This is a genomic window from Methylovorus sp. MP688 (assembly GCF_000183115.1).
Lineage (GTDB): Bacteria > Pseudomonadota > Gammaproteobacteria > Burkholderiales > Methylophilaceae > Methylovorus > Methylovorus glucosotrophus.
In genome coordinates, this window is record NC_014733.1 from 2085654 (window position 1) to 2105088 (window position 19435).

At 55.5% G+C, this 19435-nt stretch carries 19 protein-coding genes and 1 tRNA gene; 12 read left to right on the forward strand and 8 right to left on the reverse strand.

What is annotated here, in order from left to right:
* Window positions 1-217: 217 nt before the first annotated feature.
* Window positions 218-424 carry a cbb3-type cytochrome oxidase assembly protein CcoS gene (gene ccoS, locus MPQ_RS09860; RefSeq protein WP_013442793.1) on the reverse strand — a complete coding sequence of 69 codons (207 nt, stop codon included), beginning with the start codon at window positions 422-424 and terminating at the stop codon, window positions 218-220.
* Complete coding sequence (locus tag MPQ_RS09865; RefSeq protein ID WP_015830590.1) at window positions 421-2385, reverse strand: dynamin family protein; 1965 nt, start codon at window positions 2383-2385, stop codon at window positions 421-423. The genes ccoS and MPQ_RS09865 overlap by 4 nt, the downstream gene beginning before the upstream one ends.
* A gap of 212 nt (window positions 2386-2597) precedes the next feature.
* Here MPQ_RS09865 and MPQ_RS09870 point away from each other — a divergent pair, with 212 nt between their 5' ends.
* From MPQ_RS09870 to ubiB, 4 genes are read left to right on the forward strand one after another with little or no spacing between them, the layout of a single operon-like run.
* Window positions 2598-2984, forward strand: a complete 387-nt coding sequence (locus MPQ_RS09870; protein WP_013442795.1) for a gamma-butyrobetaine hydroxylase-like domain-containing protein — start codon at window positions 2598-2600, stop codon at window positions 2982-2984.
* Window positions 2985-2994: 10 nt separating this feature from the next.
* Window positions 2995-3732 (forward strand): bifunctional demethylmenaquinone methyltransferase/2-methoxy-6-polyprenyl-1,4-benzoquinol methylase UbiE, encoded by a 738-nt coding sequence (gene ubiE / locus MPQ_RS09875; RefSeq protein ID WP_013442796.1) that lies wholly within the window; start codon window positions 2995-2997, stop codon window positions 3730-3732.
* Window positions 3729-4328: an SCP2 domain-containing protein gene (locus MPQ_RS09880; protein WP_013442797.1), complete on the forward strand. Its 600-nt coding sequence runs from the start codon at window positions 3729-3731 to the stop codon at window positions 4326-4328. The genes ubiE and MPQ_RS09880 overlap by 4 nt, the downstream gene beginning before the upstream one ends.
* 52 nt (window positions 4329-4380) lie before the next feature.
* Window positions 4381-5901 (forward strand): ubiquinone biosynthesis regulatory protein kinase UbiB, encoded by a 1521-nt coding sequence (ubiB, locus tag MPQ_RS09885; RefSeq protein WP_013442798.1) that lies wholly within the window; start codon window positions 4381-4383, stop codon window positions 5899-5901.
* Between the two features lie 92 nt (window positions 5902-5993).
* Here the strand turns inward: ubiB and MPQ_RS09890 are convergent, their stop codons facing one another.
* Window positions 5994-6818 carry an HDOD domain-containing protein gene (locus MPQ_RS09890; RefSeq protein ID WP_013442799.1) on the reverse strand — a complete coding sequence of 275 codons (825 nt, stop codon included), beginning with the start codon at window positions 6816-6818 and terminating at the stop codon, window positions 5994-5996.
* Between the two features lie 304 nt (window positions 6819-7122).
* Between MPQ_RS09890 and MPQ_RS09895 the strand changes: the two genes are divergently transcribed.
* A complete protein-coding gene (locus tag MPQ_RS09895) occupies window positions 7123-8628 on the forward strand; it encodes a sodium:solute symporter family protein (RefSeq protein WP_013442800.1) in 1506 nt (501 codons plus the stop codon).
* Between the two features lie 3 nt (window positions 8629-8631).
* Here MPQ_RS09895 and mutM read toward each other — a convergent pair whose 3' ends face one another.
* Genes mutM through MPQ_RS09920 form a run of 5 tightly spaced genes read right to left on the reverse strand, consistent with a single transcriptional unit; the run spans window position 8632 to window position 13452 of the window.
* Complete coding sequence (mutM, locus tag MPQ_RS09900) at window positions 8632-9450, reverse strand: bifunctional DNA-formamidopyrimidine glycosylase/DNA-(apurinic or apyrimidinic site) lyase (RefSeq protein ID WP_041362290.1); 819 nt, start codon at window positions 9448-9450, stop codon at window positions 8632-8634.
* A gap of 8 nt (window positions 9451-9458) precedes the next feature.
* Window positions 9459-10346, reverse strand: a complete 888-nt coding sequence (locus MPQ_RS09905; RefSeq protein ID WP_013442802.1) for a DUF4340 domain-containing protein — start codon at window positions 10344-10346, stop codon at window positions 9459-9461.
* Window positions 10343-11731: a GldG family protein gene (locus MPQ_RS09910; RefSeq protein WP_013442803.1), complete on the reverse strand. Its 1389-nt coding sequence runs from the start codon at window positions 11729-11731 to the stop codon at window positions 10343-10345. The genes MPQ_RS09905 and MPQ_RS09910 overlap by 4 nt, the downstream gene beginning before the upstream one ends.
* 12 nt (window positions 11732-11743) lie before the next feature.
* Complete coding sequence (locus MPQ_RS09915; RefSeq protein WP_013442804.1) at window positions 11744-12490, reverse strand: ABC transporter permease subunit; 747 nt, start codon at window positions 12488-12490, stop codon at window positions 11744-11746.
* 29 nt (window positions 12491-12519) lie between these two features.
* Window positions 12520-13452, reverse strand: a complete 933-nt coding sequence (locus MPQ_RS09920; protein ID WP_015830599.1) for an ABC transporter ATP-binding protein — start codon at window positions 13450-13452, stop codon at window positions 12520-12522.
* A 249-nt stretch (window positions 13453-13701) separates the two neighbouring features.
* Here MPQ_RS09920 and MPQ_RS09925 point away from each other — a divergent pair, with 249 nt between their 5' ends.
* The 7 genes from MPQ_RS09925 (at window position 13702) to pth (ending at window position 19421) form a co-directional block, all read left to right on the forward strand.
* Window positions 13702-15414 carry a tetratricopeptide repeat protein gene (locus MPQ_RS09925; protein WP_041362293.1) on the forward strand — a complete coding sequence of 571 codons (1713 nt, stop codon included), beginning with the start codon at window positions 13702-13704 and terminating at the stop codon, window positions 15412-15414.
* Between the two features lie 36 nt (window positions 15415-15450).
* A complete protein-coding gene (gene lolB, locus MPQ_RS09930) occupies window positions 15451-16050 on the forward strand; it encodes a lipoprotein insertase outer membrane protein LolB (RefSeq protein WP_041362295.1) in 600 nt (199 codons plus the stop codon).
* Window positions 16051-16054: 4 nt separating this feature from the next.
* Complete coding sequence (ispE, locus tag MPQ_RS09935) at window positions 16055-16915, forward strand: 4-(cytidine 5'-diphospho)-2-C-methyl-D-erythritol kinase (RefSeq protein ID WP_013442808.1); 861 nt, start codon at window positions 16055-16057, stop codon at window positions 16913-16915.
* A gap of 13 nt (window positions 16916-16928) precedes the next feature.
* Window positions 16929-17005 (forward strand) — tRNA-Gln (locus MPQ_RS09940).
* 81 nt (window positions 17006-17086) lie between these two features.
* Window positions 17087-18022 carry a ribose-phosphate pyrophosphokinase gene (locus MPQ_RS09945; RefSeq protein ID WP_041362816.1) on the forward strand — a complete coding sequence of 312 codons (936 nt, stop codon included), beginning with the start codon at window positions 17087-17089 and terminating at the stop codon, window positions 18020-18022.
* Window positions 18023-18105: 83 nt separating this feature from the next.
* Window positions 18106-18723 (forward strand): 50S ribosomal protein L25/general stress protein Ctc, encoded by a 618-nt coding sequence (locus tag MPQ_RS09950; RefSeq protein ID WP_013442810.1) that lies wholly within the window; start codon window positions 18106-18108, stop codon window positions 18721-18723.
* 110 nt (window positions 18724-18833) lie between these two features.
* Complete coding sequence (gene pth, locus MPQ_RS09955; RefSeq protein WP_013442811.1) at window positions 18834-19421, forward strand: aminoacyl-tRNA hydrolase; 588 nt, start codon at window positions 18834-18836, stop codon at window positions 19419-19421.
* The last annotated feature ends 14 nt before the right edge of the window (window positions 19422-19435 follow it).

Below are 19435 nucleotides of genomic sequence, written 5' to 3' on the forward strand. Positions count from 1 at the left end.
ATGGTGATCCAGCTTCGTAACAACACGCAATAAAAAAGCTGCCCGAGAGCAGCTTTTTTATATTCTGAATCCAGTACCGTCTTAGCCGAAAATCATGACCGACAAAGCGCTCATCCAGGACCATGTAATGAGCAAAACAACAATGGTCAGCGGCAGATTGGCAAAGGTGAACCAGGACTTGTAATCCTTCATTTCAAAAACCTCACAAGTTGTATTGTTATTCGTCGATTTTAGTATTTTTAGGCGCTTGCTTCAAGCGATTAAATGGAATCATGGGGTCATCATCGTCCATGAGGATACGCTGGGCGGGCCCTTCCATATCATCATACTGTCCACTTTTGATTGCCCACAGAATACCAAACGCGGCGATCACAATGAACACCACGGTCATGCCCAACAGGAAAAGAAGCGTGGTAACGTTCATGCCGCTTGCGTCAGGGGAGCATCATCCTGCACGGATGCGAGCGCGGCATACATCTGCTGCCGCAGGTTTTCCAAGTCTGCCAATTGCTGGCGGATACCGCTTTCAATACTCTCCAGCTCCCCGATACGGTCTTCCAAAGTATCCGTGGCTTTATAAATACGCTTGATGCTCTCCAGCCGGCGCTTGAGTTGCAGCTGGTGCTCGCGCACTTGCGATTCCATGGGCGCGATCACGGCCTTGAGCCAGTTTTCCACATCGCGATTGGCAATTTCATAGACGTGAATAACGCGCGTTGCCAGCGTCTCGAAAAACTTGGAGGTGAGCGTCATTTTTTCATTGGTGATCATGTTGAGCGTGGTATTGAACTGCTCCTTGTACGCACGCTCCAGCTTTGCCAGCTCTTTCTGGTAGCGCAGCATGGAGAATGACGGCGCATCGGACTTGCGCAGGCCGTGATCCTGATTGAATTTCTCATACATCGCGTCCATCATTTTCTTGATCTCTTCGATCTGCGTTTCCGAGCTTTGCATGCGGGTTTTCAGATCCGCAAAAAACTCATCCATGGCACTGCGGATGTTTTTGGTAAAGGTCGCGGCAATCATCTTGTTGCGGGTGGTCGTCACCTGCTCGCGCAAGGCCTCCATGCCCAGCAGGCTAAACAGCCGATTGGTCTGCTGCGAAAACACGCTGCGTAGCGCCTGAAAGCGCTGCAAGCCTTTCTCGAAGTTTTCCTTGTCGACCTTCACCTTGTTCATCATGTGCTCAACCACATCCTCATTCTTGCCGCGCAGGCCCTTGAGCTCATCCAGCTGCTCGCTGAGCCCTTGCAGACGCGAATCCAGAATCAGGCTCGAATTGCCCAAGAGATCATCAATTTCGCTCTGGGTAGATTCCTGCACAATCTGTTTCTTGGAAGGGATAAGCTCATCCGACAACGCTTTTTCCAGCTCAGGCAAGCGACTGCGCTGCAACAGCGCCGCGTCGCCATTCACTTTGGCAAGCAGACCCTTCTGCGCCGAGATCGGGAAAATCTGGCCTGCGTCCAGCCCAAGCAATTCTGCGCTGGTCTGCACCTGCTTCTTGATTTCATCTTCGATACTCTGGCTATCCTTGAGTTCATCCCACAAGCCATCAATCTTGTTCAGCACCGCCAGACGGCCCTTCTGCTTCCAGCGGGTACCGCTAATGTATTGGCGCCAGACGTCGATTTCCGATTTGGTGACACCGGTATCTGCCGCCAGAATAAAGAGCACGGCATGCGCGTTAGGCAGCATATTCAGCGTCAGTTCCGGCTCGGTACCAATCGCATTCAGGCCAGGGGTATCCAGGATGACCAGGCCCTGCTCCAGCAAGGGATGCGGGAAGTTGATCACGGCATAGCGCCAGCAAGGCACATCTACGGTGCCGTTGGCATTCAGGTTAAGCGCGTCCTCCGGGTTATTCCGGTCAAACAGGCCATAGCGCTCGGCTTCTTCCGGGCTGACCGACTTGGTGGTGCTGACCTCCTTGAAGGCCTCGATCATGCTGTCGCTATCGTCAATCTTGAATTCGATCACACGCCACTCTTCAGGGTAGCGCTTGTATTCGGTGGTGGTCGCGTCAGAAGCGCGTGTTTCAATCGGCAACAACTGCAGGCAAGCGGGCTTGGCGGGGTCGTAAAGCAGTTCGGTCGGGCACATGGTGGTGCGGCCAGCACTGGATGGCAGCAGGCGCTGCCCATAATCGGCAAAGAAAACGGCATTGATGAGTTCAGACTTGCCACGGGAGTATTCGGCGACAAAAGCGACATTCAGCTTGTCTTCACGCAGACGCTCGAGCAGCTGTTGCAAACGCTGATCAATCTGGGCGTCGTTCAGCTCCTGTTCGTTCAGCCATTGGCGGTAATCCTGCACCGTATTCATCAGGGCTTTGCGCCATTCGCTATAGGCCGCGAACTGATGCGCCAACTTACTCTCTGCCATGGTACCCCCACCACACTTTATTATTCACACCACTCTAGCATGCCCGATTTTTAAGTCAAACAAATCAGGCGTATATTGTCAGTTCCTGCCAATCTCCCGCAACACGAAAGCCCTTATCTGGCGTGCTTATGCACGGGCTGGAAAGGGGAGATATCTGAATCCAGATTCGATGATTCTGCTATCATCAACTTTTTAGCCCAGTCACACGTCTCATGAGTGGATTAACCCCGGATTCCCCGCGCCCAACCGACATTCGCCTGCATCAGAAATCGCGCCTGCTCGAGATTACATTCGATGACAACACGACCTGCATGCTGTCCTGCGAATTTCTGCGTGTTTACTCCCCTTCCGCTGAAGTACGCGGACATGGGCCCGGGCAGGAAACCCTGCAAATCGGCAAGGAAGACGTCAACATCACTGCCATCAGCCCGGTCGGCAATTACGCCGTCAAACTCACATTCTCGGATGGCCACGACACCGGGCTTTACTCCTGGGATTATCTCTACGAACTCGCCAGCCACTACGAAGCCCTGTGGCGCGACTACATAGGCCGCCTTGAGATGGCCGGCGTAAAACGCAAGACAGACAGCAACGCATAAGGAACACACGATGACCGATAAAACCCATTTTGGCTTCCAGACGGTGGAAGAACACGAAAAAGCCCGCAAGGTAGGCGAGGTGTTTCACTCCGTGGCGCGCAAATATGACCTGATGAACGACGTGATGTCAGCGGGCTTGCACCGCACCTGGAAGCGTTTTGCCGTCGAAATCAGCGGTGTGAAGGCAGGCGACCGTGTGCTGGATGTCGCCGGCGGCAGTGGCGATCTGTCACGGCTATTTTCGCGCAAGGTCGGCAGTGAAGGTACCGTGGTGCTCACCGACATCAACGCCTCCATGCTGGGCGTAGGTCGTGACCGCCTGATGGATGAAGGCGTTGCCGTTCCTGCATTGCAATGCGATGCCGAGAAACTGCCCTTCCCTGACCAGCATTTTGACTGTGTGATTGTCGCCTTTGGCCTGCGCAACATGACGCACAAAGACCGTGCCCTGGCCGAAATGCACCGTGTACTAAAGACCGGCGGCCGCCTGCTGGTGCTGGAGTTCTCGCAAGTATGGAAGCCTCTGGCGCCGCTGTATGACGCCTACTCTTTCAAGCTGCTGCCGCTGATGGGCAAGCTGTTGGCGCAAGATGCCGCCAGTTATCAATATCTGGCCGAGTCCATCCGCATGCACCCCGATCAGGAAACCCTCAAGCAAATGATGCTGGATGCCGGTTTTGGCAAGGTGGATTACTACAACCTGTCCGCCGGTGTGGTCGCCCTGCACAAAGGATGGAAAACCGCATGATCAAACCGCTGCTGACACGTCTGCTGGGCCATCTCATCAAGCAGAACAGCTGGGCACGGCCGCACCTGCAACCTTACGCTGGCAAGCATATCCGCTTGCAGCTGTTTCCGGTCAGCGCCACGCTCGTCGTGCTGGAGGATGGCGGTCTTGCCATGGCAGGCGACACCGCGGTTTATGATGCCAGCATGCGCATCAGCCCTTCCCTCGCTTTGCGCCTGCTGGCAAAAGATGCCTCTGCCCATAGCGAAATCGTGCTGGAAGGCGACACCGAATTTGCCATCGCGCTGGGCAAGGTCCTGCAAGCCATGTCGTGGGATTACGAAGAAGACCTGAGCCACGTCGTGGGCGATGTAGCCGCCAGCCAGATCAGCCAACGCCTGCAGGAAGGTGTCGCCGCCACGCGCAAGCAGGCGGTGAACCTGACCGAAATGGCGGCTGAATTCTGGCAGGAAGAACAACCGCTGATCGCCAAGAAGCGCCATGTGGCAGCGTTCAACCGTGATGTGGACACCCTGCGCGACGACGTCGGCCGCCTGGAAAAGCACATCGAAAAACTCAGCGCCCGGCTGGATGCCTTGCTGCAAAAGCAGTCCTGAGCGGGTCAATCTTTCACGCTCATTACCCCAACCCAACCTCAAGAATAACGGCATGCGCTTTTTCAGACTGCTCAAGATTATCGTCATCACCCTGCGCTACGGCCTGGATGAATTCATCCTCGGCCACAGCCGCTTGCGCCCGGCACAAACGCTGATTCGCGCCCTGCTATTCTGGCGCCCGATAAGCGCCCCGCGCGGAGAACGCCTGCGACTGGCACTGGAAGCGCTGGGGCCCATTTTCGTCAAGTTCGGCCAGATGCTTTCCACGCGCCGCGACCTGATTCCGCTGGACATTGCCGATGAGCTCGCCAAACTGCAGGATCGCGTGCCCCCCTTCCCCTACGAGCAAGCCGCCGCCATCATGGAAGCAGCCTATGGCATGCCGGTGGCGCAGGTGTTTGAGCGCTTTGACATTGCCCCCATCGCCAGCGCTTCGGTGGCGCAGGTGCATTTTGCCAGCCTGCCTGGTGGTCGTGAGGTCGCCGTCAAGATTCTGCGCCCTGGCATAGGCACGATCATTGAAAAAGACCTGGCCCTGCTGGATAGCGCGGCATGGCTGTTCCACAAAGTATCTTCCGATGGCCGCCGCCTGAAACCGCGCGAAGTGGTTGCCGAGTTTGCCAGGCATATACACAGCGAACTCGACCTGATGCTGGAAGCCGCCAATTGCAGCCTGCTCGGCCGCAACTTCAAGGACAAACGCCTGCTGCTGGTACCGGATGTTTACTGGGACTGGTGTCGCGAACAAGTGATGGTGATGGATCGCATGAACGGCATCCCCATCAGCCAGGTAGCCCATTTGCGCAGCATAGGCGTGGATATTCCCAAGCTGGCGCGGGATGGCGTGGAGATTTTCTTTACCCAGGTATTCCGCGATGGGTTTTTCCATGCCGACATGCATCCCGGCAATATTCAGGTGGCACCGGATGGGCGTTATGTGGCGCTCGATTTCGGCATCATGGGCAGCCTGACGGAAATAGACAAGCAATATCTGGCACGCAACTTCCTGGCCTTTTTCCGCCGGGATTACCGTGAAGTAGCGCGCGCCCACATCGAATCCGGCTGGGCACCAAAAGATACGCCGCTGGAAGAGTTTGAAACCGCCATCCGCGCCGTGTGCGAGCCGATTTTTGATAAACCGATCAGCGAAATTTCATTTGGCCGCGTGTTACTACGGCTGTTTCAGACCTCGCGTCGCTTTGGTGTAGAAATTCAGCCGCAACTCACCATGCTGCAAAAAACCCTGCTGAATGTGGAAGGCCTGGGGCGCGATCTTGACCCGCAACTCGATCTCTGGAAAACAGCGCAGCCTTATCTTGAGCGCTGGATGTCGGAGCAGATAGGCTGGCGCAGTGTGTTAAAACGCGTACAACAGGAGGCCCCAACCTGGGGAGCCATCCTGCCCATGCTGCCGCGTCGCATTGATGATTTTCTGCAACGCGAGCAGAACCCGCATCTGGTCAAGGAGCTGCATCAATTGCGCCGTCAGCAGCAGCGTCAGACCTGGGTGCTGAGCGCGCTGGCCGTGGCGCTTATTGGCCTGCTGGCGCTGGAAGCCGTTCGGTTTTTCTAACAGGATTTTGTGGGCCAGAATGCACAGCGGGCCTGACATAACAGTCAGGCCCGCTGTGGTAAATACAACTTAACTGACCCAGCCCATCAAGCCTATTCGCCGATGGCCGGGGCTCCCACCCAGTGCCGCACCTTGGCCACATCTACCCGCAACAACTCCGCAATATCGCGATAATCATCCGGCAAGGCAGCATCATCCCAGCCATGCGCAGCATGGCGGGCAAGATTGACCGCCAGCGTCACATTGCGCACGCGCTGCTCACCGCTGGCGCCATCTTTCATCAGCCTGAGCAATAGCGGGGGCAATTCGCACACTTCGGCCAGCTGCAGTTGCAAATCCAGCAGACGGAAACCCAGTACCTCCTGTTGCACAGCCTGGCTGCGCAGGGTTTTATCGGCGTGCTGCCGTTCAAAAATCTCCATCATCTTGTCCGGGGCAAAGCACCACATCAGAATTTCGGATAGATCATGCAGCAAGGCTGCGGTACGGATTTCTTCGGCGTGCAGGTCATACAGGCGCACGGCCCAATCCAGTGCATAATGCGCAGCTTTATGGGCCCGGTGCACCAAACGCAGCAAATGCGTCAGGGCTGGCAAGTTGTCGTGCAGCACTTCTTCAACGATGGGTTTGGCCGGAATATCCTGAAAAAACTTTTCGGTCCCGAGCATCATGACGATATGCTCAATCTGCACCAGGTCTTGCAGCTGGCTTTTGTGCTTATGGGTTTGCATATAACGCAGCAGGCGGAACACCATCATCGGGTCTTGAATCACCACAGAAAAAATGGCACGGCCACTCAGAGAATCTTCATCCAGCTGAAGTCTGGCAAGCTCTCGCGAGGTGTACTTCAGCACCGGGATATCCGCGTGGCTGAGAAAATCTACCCATTCGCTCAGAGATTTATTCGTGTTTGGCATGATGTCGTGGGCTCCTCATATACCTGTAACGACGTTTTTTCAGCACAGTTTAGACTTCGATCCATGCAATTCATTAGCATACCGCAGACCGCGCCCTGACATTTCATAAAATAGATGGGGAAACCGCATCAATTAAGGCGCGCAAAATACTCGCCCAAGCATAGTTTTTGCTAGAATCCATGTTGAAAAAAAGCCCTCGAAAAACCAGCCTGAACTCGACATGAGACGGCGCACTTTGAGTGGCGAATGCCTTTACTTCCGTCAGTTTGAATGACGGCTTTATCAGGAATAAGGACATGAAAGCGTGCTGATCTGGTTTGTGGTTCTTTATCTGCTGGTTTCCATCAGCATCGGTCTCATTGCAGCCACCCGCGTCAAGAATACCAAGGACTACGCCGTCGCCGGCCGGCACCTGCCATTACCCGTGGTCATGGCAACTGTATTCGCCACCTGGTTCGGCGCCGAAGCCGTCTTCGGCGTTTCCGCCACCTTTGTACAGGAAGGTCTGCGCGGCGTGGTGGCAGATCCCTTCGGCTCCAGTCTGTGTCTGGTGATCGCCGGTTTCTTCTTCGCCACCCAGCTGTACAAACTCAACATCATCACCCTGGGCGATTTCTATCGCATGCGCTATAACCGCACGGTAGAAGTACTGACCACGCTAGCCATTGTGGTGTCCTACCTCGGCTGGGTTGCCGCGCAGATCAAAGCGCTGGGGCTCATTTTCAACATGATCACGCAAGGTGCTGTCAGCCAGGAGGCTGGCATGATACTCGGCACCGCCATTGTGCTGACCTACACCACATTCGGCGGCATGCTCTCCGTCGCCATTCTCGACTTTGTACAGATGACCGTCATCATCGGCGGCCTGCTCTACATCGGCTACATCGTATCTGGCATGACCGGCGGGGTGGCGCCGGTGATTGATCACGCCCGCGCCGCTGGCAAGCTCGAATTTTTCCCGCCACTGGATATCTGGCAATGGGTGGGCTTCCTCGGTGCATGGATGACCATGATGCTGGGCTCCATTCCCCAGCAGGACGTATTCCAGCGCATCACCTCAGCCAAAAGCGCCAAGGTCGCCATCTGGGGCTCAGTACTCGGTGCCTCGGTCTACTTCTGTTTTACCTTTGTGCCCATGTTTATTGCCTATGCGGCCACCATTATCGATCCCGCCTTCTTTAATGGCCTGATCGCCGAGGACTCGCAGCGTGTACTGCCAACGCTGGTCCTGCAGCACACGCCATTGCTGGCACAGGTGATTTTCTTTGGCGCCGTGCTGTCGGCCATCATGAGCTGTTCGTCAGCCACGCTGCTGGCGCCCTCCATCTCGTTTGCCGAGAACATCGTGCGTGGATTTCTGCCCCACCTCACCGATCGAGGCTTCCTGAAAGTCATGCGTATCTGTTTGATTGGTTTTGCAGGCTGCGTGCTGTTTTATGCGCTGAATTCAGAGCTATCCATTTTTGGCATGGTGGAATCCGCGTACAAGATCACCCTGGCAGGCGCGTTTGTGCCGCTATTCTTCGGCGCCTTCTGGAAGCGGGCCAACAGTCAGGGCGCACTGGCAGCGATTATCGGCGGCGTCAGCAGCTGGATATTGCTGGAAGTGCTGCTGGGAGAAGACAGCCTGATACCGCCGCAGATGATAGGGCTGGCCGTCAGCGCCATCGGCATGGTGGTGGGCTCCCTGTTACCGCAGAAGATAGGCAAACCTGGCCACACAGAAGCGGAATACCTGCATCGGCATGCGGCTCACCCGCACACGCCGACAGGCCACGCTGGCCAATCCGGGCATCTGCCAGGTCACTAAAAACTAGGGTTTGGGCTGGCAGCGCGGGCAGAAGAAAGTCGAGCGCTGCCCCAGCCGCACGTTCTGGATAGGCGTGCTGCATATCTTGCAGGCCTCGCCTGTGCGTGCGTAAGTGAAGTACTCCTGCTGAAAATACCCCGGATTACCATCTGCGCCAAAGAAATCACGCAGGCTGCTGCCTCCGGCTGCCAGCGCATCGGTCAGGGTAGCCTTGATCTCCGCGGCCAGTCGGTCACATGCCTGCCGACTCAGTTGGTTGGCAGGCGTTTGCGGATGAATGCGCGCGCGAAACAGCGATTCACTGGCGTAGATATTGCCCACGCCGACTACCAGATGACTATCCATGATGGCATTTTTAACCGGGGCGCTGCGCGTGCGAAACTGGCGATACAGCCAGTCGCCATCAAAGGCGGATTCCAGCGGCTCCGGCCCCAGCACATTTAAGAGCGCGTGCTGCGCAGGGTCTGCTCCTGCCCATAACACTGCTCCAAAACGCCGCGGATCCCGCAAACGCAACACCTGCCCATCGGCAAAATGCAGGTCAAAGTGATCATGCTTGGCGGCAGGCTCATCCTGCGCGAGCAGGCAGATGCGGCCCGACATGCCAAGATGCAGCAAGAGATAACCGGTATCAAATTGCGCCAGAATGTATTTGGCGCGACGCGTGAGCGATTTCAGGGTCTGCTGCGGAAGGGTATGCACCAGATCGGCCGGGATGGGCCAACGCAGGGTGGGATGACGGATGATAACCTTGGCTACCGGCTGGCCGACCAGCGGGGCCAGGCCCTGCATGGTAGTTTCGACCTCCGGTAGTTCAGGCATGAAGCGTGTTACTTGCTGTTGGTGGTAACAGGAGGGTTGAGCAGCGTAAAGCCAAAGTCGGCAGGCAAGTGATACATCATGCCTTCATCCGGGCGGCCAAGGATGACCTCAGGCGCCTCCTGGATGCGGTCGAAATGTACTTTGGAACCATCCTGCAGCTTCACCTCGAACGACGCATAGCTCGCCTTGCGATCAGGGGTATACGGCTCCACCGATTTGACATCCACATTTTTCCAGTAGGTATCAAACCACTCGTTCATGTCGTTTTGCGTGAGCTTGGCATCCGGCACCGAGGTCGTCCACTTGCCGTCCTTGATATCCACATTCAGACGCACAGACTCCCACTGCTCCAGGCGCGAAAAATCAAAACCGGCGACTTTTTCGGTGGGTTTCAGCAGATTCTTGTCGATGGCCTCTTCCACCTGCACAGACGCAAAGTCGGAGTAAGAACTGGAGACCAGATACACCGCATCCTTGTAAGCCACATACTGATCACTGCTGACCGGGTTGTAAGTGCCGAACAGGAACTCTTCGTTATCCAGCTTCACCTTGATCTTGGGCTGATCCAGGCCATAACGCCCGAGATCGCTCGCCGGAAATTTATCGTTACTCTCAGCTGCCACGATGGCCAGAATGCGTTGCACCGCCATCTGGTCTGCGCGAGCCTTGAATGGTTTGACGATGTGCCAGTAGCCATCAATCTTCTCGAACTCCACGCCAGCCCGGGCCGGAAACTCGATGCTGACATGGCTGAAGCCACCAATCTTGAGATTGGAAATGGCGATGGCCTGCTGGGCTTTCTTTTCCTCCACCGGCTTGGGGCGCAGGTAAAGAAAGCTCACGATACCGGCAACCAGTGCCAGCAGAATCAGATTGACTATCCAGCGCGATTTCATGCCTTGCGTCTCCGCCACCAGATGCTCACACCAGCCACCAGCAAGGCGAGCGGCAGTATGAACTGGAACAGGCCCAGCGATACACCAAACACAGGGATAAAGACCACTTGTGCGGCAAAGTGACCCCAGCCTTCCTTGGGAATGGAGATATTCACGTCCTTGAGGGGTTTGGGCTGAATGGTGATCAGGTTATCGTCACCGGCCAGCCAGTTCACGATATTGATGCCCAGGTCCAGGTTGCCGCCATTGCCAACAAAGGTGTTGGACAGGAAGTTGCCGTTACCGACCACAACTACGCGCTGGCCTTTCTTGCCATACTTGCGCTCCATGGCGACCGCCACATTGATCGGGCCGTGGATGTCCTTCTTGTCATCAAAGCTCACCTTGCCATCGATCTTGCCGGTTTCCAGCCAGCCGTTCGGGGCCACTTCCACCAGATGGCTGACTTGCCAGCCATTCTCATCGGTACCACGCGCATCCAGCATGCGCGCCTCGGGGAACAAGGTGCGCAGCATGAAGTTCTTGGTAATCGGATGTTCACCGTACTGGCTGGCAAAGGCGATCTTGGAATCCGCACCGTACTGGGCAGACGTCAGGTCTATCACCATCCCTGGCGTGATTTCCAGGCCCAGGTATTCGGCAATATTCTGCAAGCCATGGGTGTTTTCATCGTCCAGCAACCACAGCAGATTGCCACCTGCATCCAGGTATTCCTTGATCTTCTTGGCTTCAACTTCGGATACATCCACCTGCGGACTGGCAATCACCAGCATGGCGCCATTGGTTGGCACGCCCTGCGCAATGGTCAGATCAGGATTGGCCAGCTTGAAGCCCTTCTTCTGCAACTGACGGCCAAACTCGCCCAGATCATGATTCTTGATGCCGATCAGGTTGCGCTCGCCATGGCCATCCAGATACATCACGGCACGCTGGTTGGTACGCGACAGGCGTACCAGCAGATTGGTCATGTCCTGCTCAACATACGGTGGCGTCAGGTGTTCGGTACGCTTGTTGAAGTCCACCACCAGTTCGCCCTCGGCCTTGATACCGGCATCCTGCGCCAGCTTGGGCTCTTCGGCCGGGTTTACCCAGGTGATCTTAATATCAGGCTTGGAGCGCTGATAACGCGAAATGAAGTCATTGATGGTCTTGCGATAGGCCTCGTCCTTGGAGACGAACACGGTGATTTCCACCGGTCCCTTCATCTGCTTCAGGACATTAACGCTGCCTTCGGTCAGGGTGTTGCGTGAACTCTGGGTGATGTCCTGCGCCACATGGTACTCATGCGACAGATAGCCCAACAGGAAAATAAGAGCCAGAAACAGCAAAACAAACACACTGTTTTGCATGAACAACTGGAAGCGGAGTTTACGATTCGTTTTCATAGGGGTACCCAGTTAGCCGCGCAGACGATCAGCGTCCAGGCGACGCACTGTCAAGGTCAGGAAAGTGACAATAAACAACAGGAAATAAGCCACATCACGTGTATCCAGCAAGCCGCGAGAGAACGGCTCAAAGTGGCGCATCAGCGACAGGTAAGACATGGTGCCGGTAGGATCGCCTGCCATGAAGTTATCCAGCAGCAGCAAGGCAAACAAGGCAATAAAACTGATGATGCCGGCGACTATCGGTTGCTGCGTCAGGCTGGAAACATACAGCCCCAGCGAGGAAAAACTCGCAACCAGCAGCCACAGGCCTATCACGTTGGCAGCAATATACCCAAAGTCGATCTCAGCCCAGAAATTCAAGGTGGACATCATGGCCGCCAGGAAGAAAATCACGATGGACAGAAACGTAACCAGGCCCAGGAATTTACCAACCACGATTTCTGTCAGCGACAGGGGGGCACTGAACAGGAAGGTCAGCGTCTGCTGGCGACGCTCATCACTGATCAGGCGCATCGACAGCAAAGGCACGGCAAACAGCATCACAAACGAAGCAATGCCGAAAATATTGCCGCCGACGAACTCGGTTACGCCAATCCGCTGCTCAGGACGAATAGCCCCGGACATGGTCTGGAAGTATTGTTCGATACCATTCAGGAAGAAGGTACCGAAGACGAATTGCAACAAAGCCAGCACCACCCAGCCCATGGGCGAGGAGAACAGGCTCTTCAATTCTTTTCTGGTGATATTGAAAATCATGACAAACGCTTTCTATCAGCAGAGCGGGCTTAAGCAGCCTGCTCCTGGAAGGTGAGTTGAACGAAGACTTCTTCCAGACTGGTCTGGTCAGGATTGATCTGGTAAAGACCCCAGTTCTGATTAACCGCAGCCTGCACCAGCAATTCGGCCGGGGCGCCGCCTTCGGCATGACGAACACGCAAGAGGCCGCTAGGCAGGGTTTCCACCGATGTGATCCCGGGGATTTTCAGCAATTCTTCATTGGCAGGAGCGCGGCTCAAGCCCACCAGGAGGCGGTTGCCATGACGCTGCTGTTTCAGGATATCAATGGAGCCATTGAACACCATCTGACCTTTGTGAATGATCTGCACGCGGTCACAGACCATTTCAACTTCAGGCAGGATATGAGTAGAGAGGATCACGCTGTGCTCGCCACCCAATTCCTTGATCAGGTTACGAATATCACGAATCTGGATAGGATCGAGACCGACGGTAGGCTCGTCCAGAATGACGACCATGGGATTGTGGATGATGGCCTGGGCAATACCAACGCGCTGCTGGTAACCCTTGGAGAGATTTTCAATCAGGCGGCCACCCATCTCTGTCAGACCACATCGCTCTTTGGCAATGCGCACGGCCTTTTTGACATGACTGCCACTCACCCGGTGCAACCGCGCCGCAATCGCCAAAAACTCATCGACGGTCAGCTCGCGATAAAGCGGTGGCTGCTCTGGCAAATACCCAATCAGCGCCTTGGCTTCCTTGGGGTTCTCGATCATGTCGATACCACAGATCTTGACGCTACCCTTGCTTGGCGCCAGGTTGCCGGTCAGCATTTTCATGGAAGTGGACTTGCCCGCACCATTCGGCCCGAGAAAACCCAAGACTTCCCCTTTGTTCAGGGTAAAACTCACATCGCGAACTGCTTCGCGCCCCCCATAGATGCGCGTAAGCTCGCGGGCCTCAACGGTTACAGTAGTCATAATTGAAGTTGGTACACTCCGGGTGAAGGGCTGCTAAATTAAAAAAACGCCTGACAACTGTCAAGCGTTAGGGGTCATATAGTCAAAGTACATGCAAATAGAATTAAATTCTATTGGAAAGTTCTATCCAAAAAGCTATAGTCAGAAATCATTATGGATGAACTTGCAAACACTGTCACGGACTAAGCATTTAAGCCATCAGCCAGAATTTATCGCAACCACACCGAGTATCGAGAACACTTTTCACTCATGCCTAATCCCCGCAAACTCACGCTAGCTGTTTTGTTAAGTCTGGCCTCCATTGCCAGCCTCTCTGCTCAGGCAGCCGAGCCATCCAAATCAGAATCTGCCAAGTCCAAGCCTGCCCCCGCTCCACAAACCGAGCTGACGGGCGCCTTTGTTTATAAGTATCTGATTGGCGAAGTCGCCGGGCAACGGGGCGATCTCGAACTTGCCAGCTCGATTTTTCTCGATCTGGCCAAATCCAGCCGCGACCCGCGCCTGGCTGAGCGCGCTGCCAAAGCCGCCGTGTACGGCAACAAGCCGCGCCTGGTCTCACAAGCAGTGAGCCTGTGGAGCGAGCTAGACCCGAGCTCAACCGAAGCGCAGCAAGCCAGCACCGAATTATTCGTGAATGCGGGCAAGCTCAATGAAGCCAAGCCTTTCTTGCAGAAACTGCTGGCGAAAGAAGACACCCGTGCCAATGGCTTTCTTTACCTGAACAGCCTGCTGGCAAAGCAGACCGACAAAAACGCGGTGCTGACGCTGGTGCAAGAGCTGGCAGCGCCCTACCCTGATCTGCCGGAAGCCCATTTCACCATTGCCAATTCGGCACTTGCCGCGGGCAAGGTAGAGCTTGCCATGAGCGAGCTTGATACCGCAGAGAAGCTGAGCCCAGGCTGGGAAATGAGCGCGCTGCTCAAAGGCCAGATCCTGTATTTGCAATCGCCAGACGCTGCCATCAATTTCTACAAGCAATTCCTCAGCGCCAATGAAAATGCCAACGAAGTCCGGCTGACCATGGCGCGCCTGCTGATCAACCAAAAACGCTTTGACGAAGCCAAACCTGAGTTCATCAAGCTGATTTCCGCGTCCAAGAACAATCCTGAAATCATGGTTGTTGTCGGCCTGCTGTCGATTCAGGCCAATGAACTTGGCGATGCGGAAAAATACTTTCAGGATGCGCTGGCCGCTGGTTTCAAAAACCCGGATCAGGTGTTTATCTACCTGGGCCAAATCGCCGAGAAACAGAATGACGACAAGCTGGCGCTGGCCTGGTACAACCGCGTGAAGCCGGGTGATCGTTATCTGGATGCGCAATTCAACATTGCCGGCATTGTGGCTCGCACTCAGGGTATTGATGCCGCCTTGCAGGTACTGCGCAATATTCCCGAGTTGACCAACGAGCAGGAAGCGCTTTCCATGCAGATGCAGGCCAGCCTGCTCGGCAAGATGAAACGTTATCAGGAAGCTTACGATCTTCTGGGGCAAACCGTTGCAACGCTGCCTAACACCCCCGAGATCATTTACGACTACGCCATGGCCGCCGAGCGCATCGGTCAGTTTGATATTGCTGAAAAAGAACTGCGCAAGCTGATCAAGCTCAAGCCGGATTTTGCCCAAGCCTACAACGCTCTCGGCTACAGCCTGGCGGATCGCAACCTCAAGCTGGATGAAGCCCACAAGCTGATTCAGCAAGCACTGGCCCTGAGCCCGGACGATCACTACATCCTCGACAGCATGGGTTGGGTGCAATACCGCATGGGCAAGCTGGACGCTGCAAGCAACTACCTGCGCCAGGCCTATTCGCAGCAGCCTGACCCCGAAATCGCCGCGCACTTGGGCGAAGTGTTGTGGCACCAGGGCAAGAAGGACGAAGCCGTGCAAACCTGGGAATCTGCCCTTAAGGTATTTCCCGATAATGAAGTCCTGATCAAGACGGCGCAGAAATTTAAAAACTAAATGAACGTGCCTGTCCTTTTGCGGGGGCCGCTTTTCATGGCGGCCCTCTTGATTTCTGCCTGTACCACCACGCCATCGCGCCCGGTGGCCAATGAAGAGGTGCATCGCCAGCACCTTGCCAGCCTGCAAACCCTGCAAGCGTTCGACCTGAAAGGCCGCATAGGCGTGCAGACGCAAAAGCAGGGCTTCTCCGGCGGCTTTACCTGGAATCACCAGCCCGCCACTGACCATGTGGCGCTATTTTCGCCCCTGGGCTCGCAAGTCGCGACCGTAGATAAAGACCCAGGTGGCGTCACGCTGGTGACCAGTGACCAGAAAACCCTGCGCGCGCAGGATGCCGAAACCCTGACCGAACAAAACCTGGGCTGGCGCCTGCCCATGCAAGGTTTGCATGACTGGGCGCTGGGCCGCCCCACCGCCGCACCCCATGAAGCGATATGGGATGAACAGGGCCGCCTCACCCGCCTGAAGCAGGATGGCTGGGACATTGAATACAGCCAGTATCAGCGCGTTGGCCAGTACGACCTGCCCCACAAAATTTACATGAAAAGCCTGCAACTGAATCTCAAGCTGATCGTCGAGCGCTGGAATATCGATGACAGCAATGACACCAGCGCATTGCAATCCAAGCCATAACGCCATGACCGACTTTCACACCTATCCGGCCCCGGCCAAAATCAATCTCTTCCTGCACATTACCGGTCAGCGCGCTGATGGCTACCATTTGCTGCAGACCGTATTCCGCCTGCTGGATTTTTCCGACACGCTGCAACTGCGCGTACGTGAGGATGGCGAGGTAAACCGCATTACCGACGTCCCCGGCGTGCCGGCAGAGCGGGATCTGTGCGTGCGCGCCGCCCGCCTGTTGCAACAGCACACGGGCTGTAAACGCGGTGTCGATATCAAGATTGAAAAGCGCATCCCCATGGGTGGCGGCCTGGGCGGCGGCAGTTCTGACGCGGCGACCATGCTGCTGGCGCTGAACCATCTATGGGATCTGCAGCTTGATCGCCAGACCCTGATCACCCTCGGCCTGCAACTCGGCGCCGATGTGCCGGTATTTGTGTTTGGACAGAATGCCTGGGCAGAAGGTGTAGGAGAAAAATTATCACCTATCTCCTTGAATCCAGCGTGGTATGTGCTGTTGACGCCACAAGTCAACGTCTCGACTGCTGAAGTTTTTGCGTCGAAGGAATTGACAAGGGATACAAAACTCACGACAATAGCGGACTTTTCAAGGGGCATGGTTCACAACGACCTTGAAACTGTAGTTTGCCAGCAGCATCCCGCAGTCGGCGCCAGTCTGAGTTGGTTAAATCAATTCTCACCGGCACGCATGAGCGGATCAGGCGCTTCAGTGTTCATCAGCGTTGATAGCCAGGCAGAAGCAGAAGCGATTCTTGCTCAGGTGCCATCGAAAATAGCGGGTCTTCCGGTGTTTTCATGTGTGGCAAAAGGGTTGGAAAAGCATCCACTTTATGACCTTGTAAAAAACGTGTAGATTTAAGATCAAATGGGGAGTCGCCAAGCTGGTTAAGGCACCGGATTTTGATTCCGGCATGCGAAGGTTCGAATCCTTCTTCCCCAGCCAGAATGCATTAAAAGCGTGTAGCTATACACGCTTTTTTATTTTTTTGACCTACAAGGAATCCCGACTGTGGCCAATGGCGACATGATGGTATTTACCGGCACAGCCAATCCCAAGCTAGCCGAAGCAGTAGTCAGCCACCTGGGTATCGGCCTTGGCCGTGCCACGGTAGATCGCTTTAGCGATGGCGAAGTCATGATTGAACTGCTCGACAATGTGCGCGGCAAGGATGTCTTCGTTCTGCAATCCACCTGCATGCCCACCAACGACAACCTGATGGAAGTCATGGTGATGGTCGACGCGCTGCGTCGCTCCTCTGCTGGCCGCATCACCGCAGCGATTCCTTATCTCGGTTACTCACGTCAGGATCGCCGTCCGCGTTCCGCACGTGTTGCCATTACCGCCAAGGTCGTTGCCAACATGCTTACCAGCGTAGGTGTTAACCGCCTGCTGACCATGGATTTGCACTCTGACCAGATTCAAGGCTTCTTCGATATTCCCGTCGACAATATCTACGCGACCCCTATCCTGCTGGATGATCTGCTGAAGCAAAAGCACGAAAATCTGGTCGTGGTATCGCCCGATGTTGGCGGTGTAGTGCGTGCCCGTGCGGCCGCCAAGCAGCTGGGTTCCGACCTGGCGATTATCGACAAGCGCCGCCCCAAGCCCAATGTGGCCAAGGTCATGAACATTATCGGCGATGTTGCCGGCCGTACCTGTGTGCTGATGGACGACATGGTCGACACCGCCAACACCCTGTGCGAAGCCGCCATTGCCCTGAAAGAGCAAGGCGCATCCAAAGTGGTAGCCTACAGCACCCACCCGGTATTGTCCGGCCCGGCTGTAGAGCGCATCACCAGCTCGCAACTCGATGAACTGGTGGTCACCGACACCATTCCATTGCGCGCCGATGCCGCTGCATGCCCCAAGATTCGCCAGCTTTCAACCGCTGAGCTGTTTGCCGAAACCATCCGCCGCATCAGCCGCGAAGACTCGGTCAGCTCACTGTTTATGGATTAAGTTTCGAGCGCAGAGCCCACAAGGCCCTGCACTCACAACCCTGTTATCTGGTCGCGGATAGCAGTTAATTAAGGAGTAGTACCATGCAAATCGAAATTACCGCCGTTAAGCGCGAAAACCAAGGTACGGGTGCGAGCCGCCGCCTTCGTCGCGCAGGCAAGGTGCCTGGCATCGTCTACGGTGCAAGCAAAGACGCAGTTAGCGTTGAGTTTGACCACAAGGCGCTGTTCCTGGAATTCCGTCACGAAGCTTTCCACGCTTCCATCCTGACTCTGAACCTGGATGGCAAGAAGGAACAAGTTGTTCTGCGTGACTACCAGATGCACCCCGTACGCAACACCATTCAGCACATCGACTTCCAACGCGTAAGCGCTACTGAAAAGCTGCACGTGAAGGTGCCATTGCACTTCATCAACCAGGACATCGCTCCTGGCGTGAAGCTGTCTGGCGGTGTGGTAACCCACATCCTGACCGAAGCTGACGTAAGCTGCCTGCCAAAAGACCTGCCAGAGTTCATCGAAGTTGACCTGGCAACCCTGGAAGCCGGCCACAGCATCCACCTGTCACAAATCAAGCTGCCTAAGGGCGTTGAATTTGTACAACTGGCACACGAAAACGATGCAGCTGTTGCATCCATCTCCGTGCCACGTGGCGGTGCAGCTGCTGAAGAAGAAACCGCTGACGCACCAGCAGCAGAATAAGTTTTTTCTGCAAGCGGCTTAAAGCGCGCGTTCCGAGCCCATCACTGGCACACTCGGACCGCGCGTCTTTATTTATACTGCTGCACAGACAACCCAAGCTGATTTAACCCATGAACGGCATCAAACTCTTTGTTGGCCTCGGCAACCCCGGTAGCGAGTATGAAGACACGCGCCACAATGCCGGCTTCTGGTGGATAGACCGCGTGGCGGCATTATCCGGCAGCAAGCTCGCCAATGAAGCCAAGTTTCACGGGTTGGCAGGCAAACTCAAGCACAGCGGCACAGAAGCCTGGCTACTCAAGCCCACCACATTCATGAACGCCAGCGGCCGCTCGGTAGGCGCGCTGGCCAAGTTTTACAAAATAGAGCCGCATGAGATCCTGGTGATCCATGACGAGCTGGATATCCCGCCCGGCCAGGTCAAAATGAAAAAAGGCGGCGGCCACGGCGGGCACAATGGCCTCAAGGATATTGCCGCGCACCTCGGCACCAATGAATTCTGGCGTTTGCGCCTGGGCATTGGCCACCCGGGCGAGCGCGCAGCCGTAGTCAACTTTGTGCTGCATGCGCCAGCCAAGGCCGAAATGAGCCTGATAGAAACCACCATAGAAGATAGCGTGGCCCTGCTCGACCAGCTGCTGGCCGGCAGCTTTGAACAAGCCATGCTCAAGTTACACACCAAACCCAAAGCAGTTTAAGCAAAAAAGGCGAG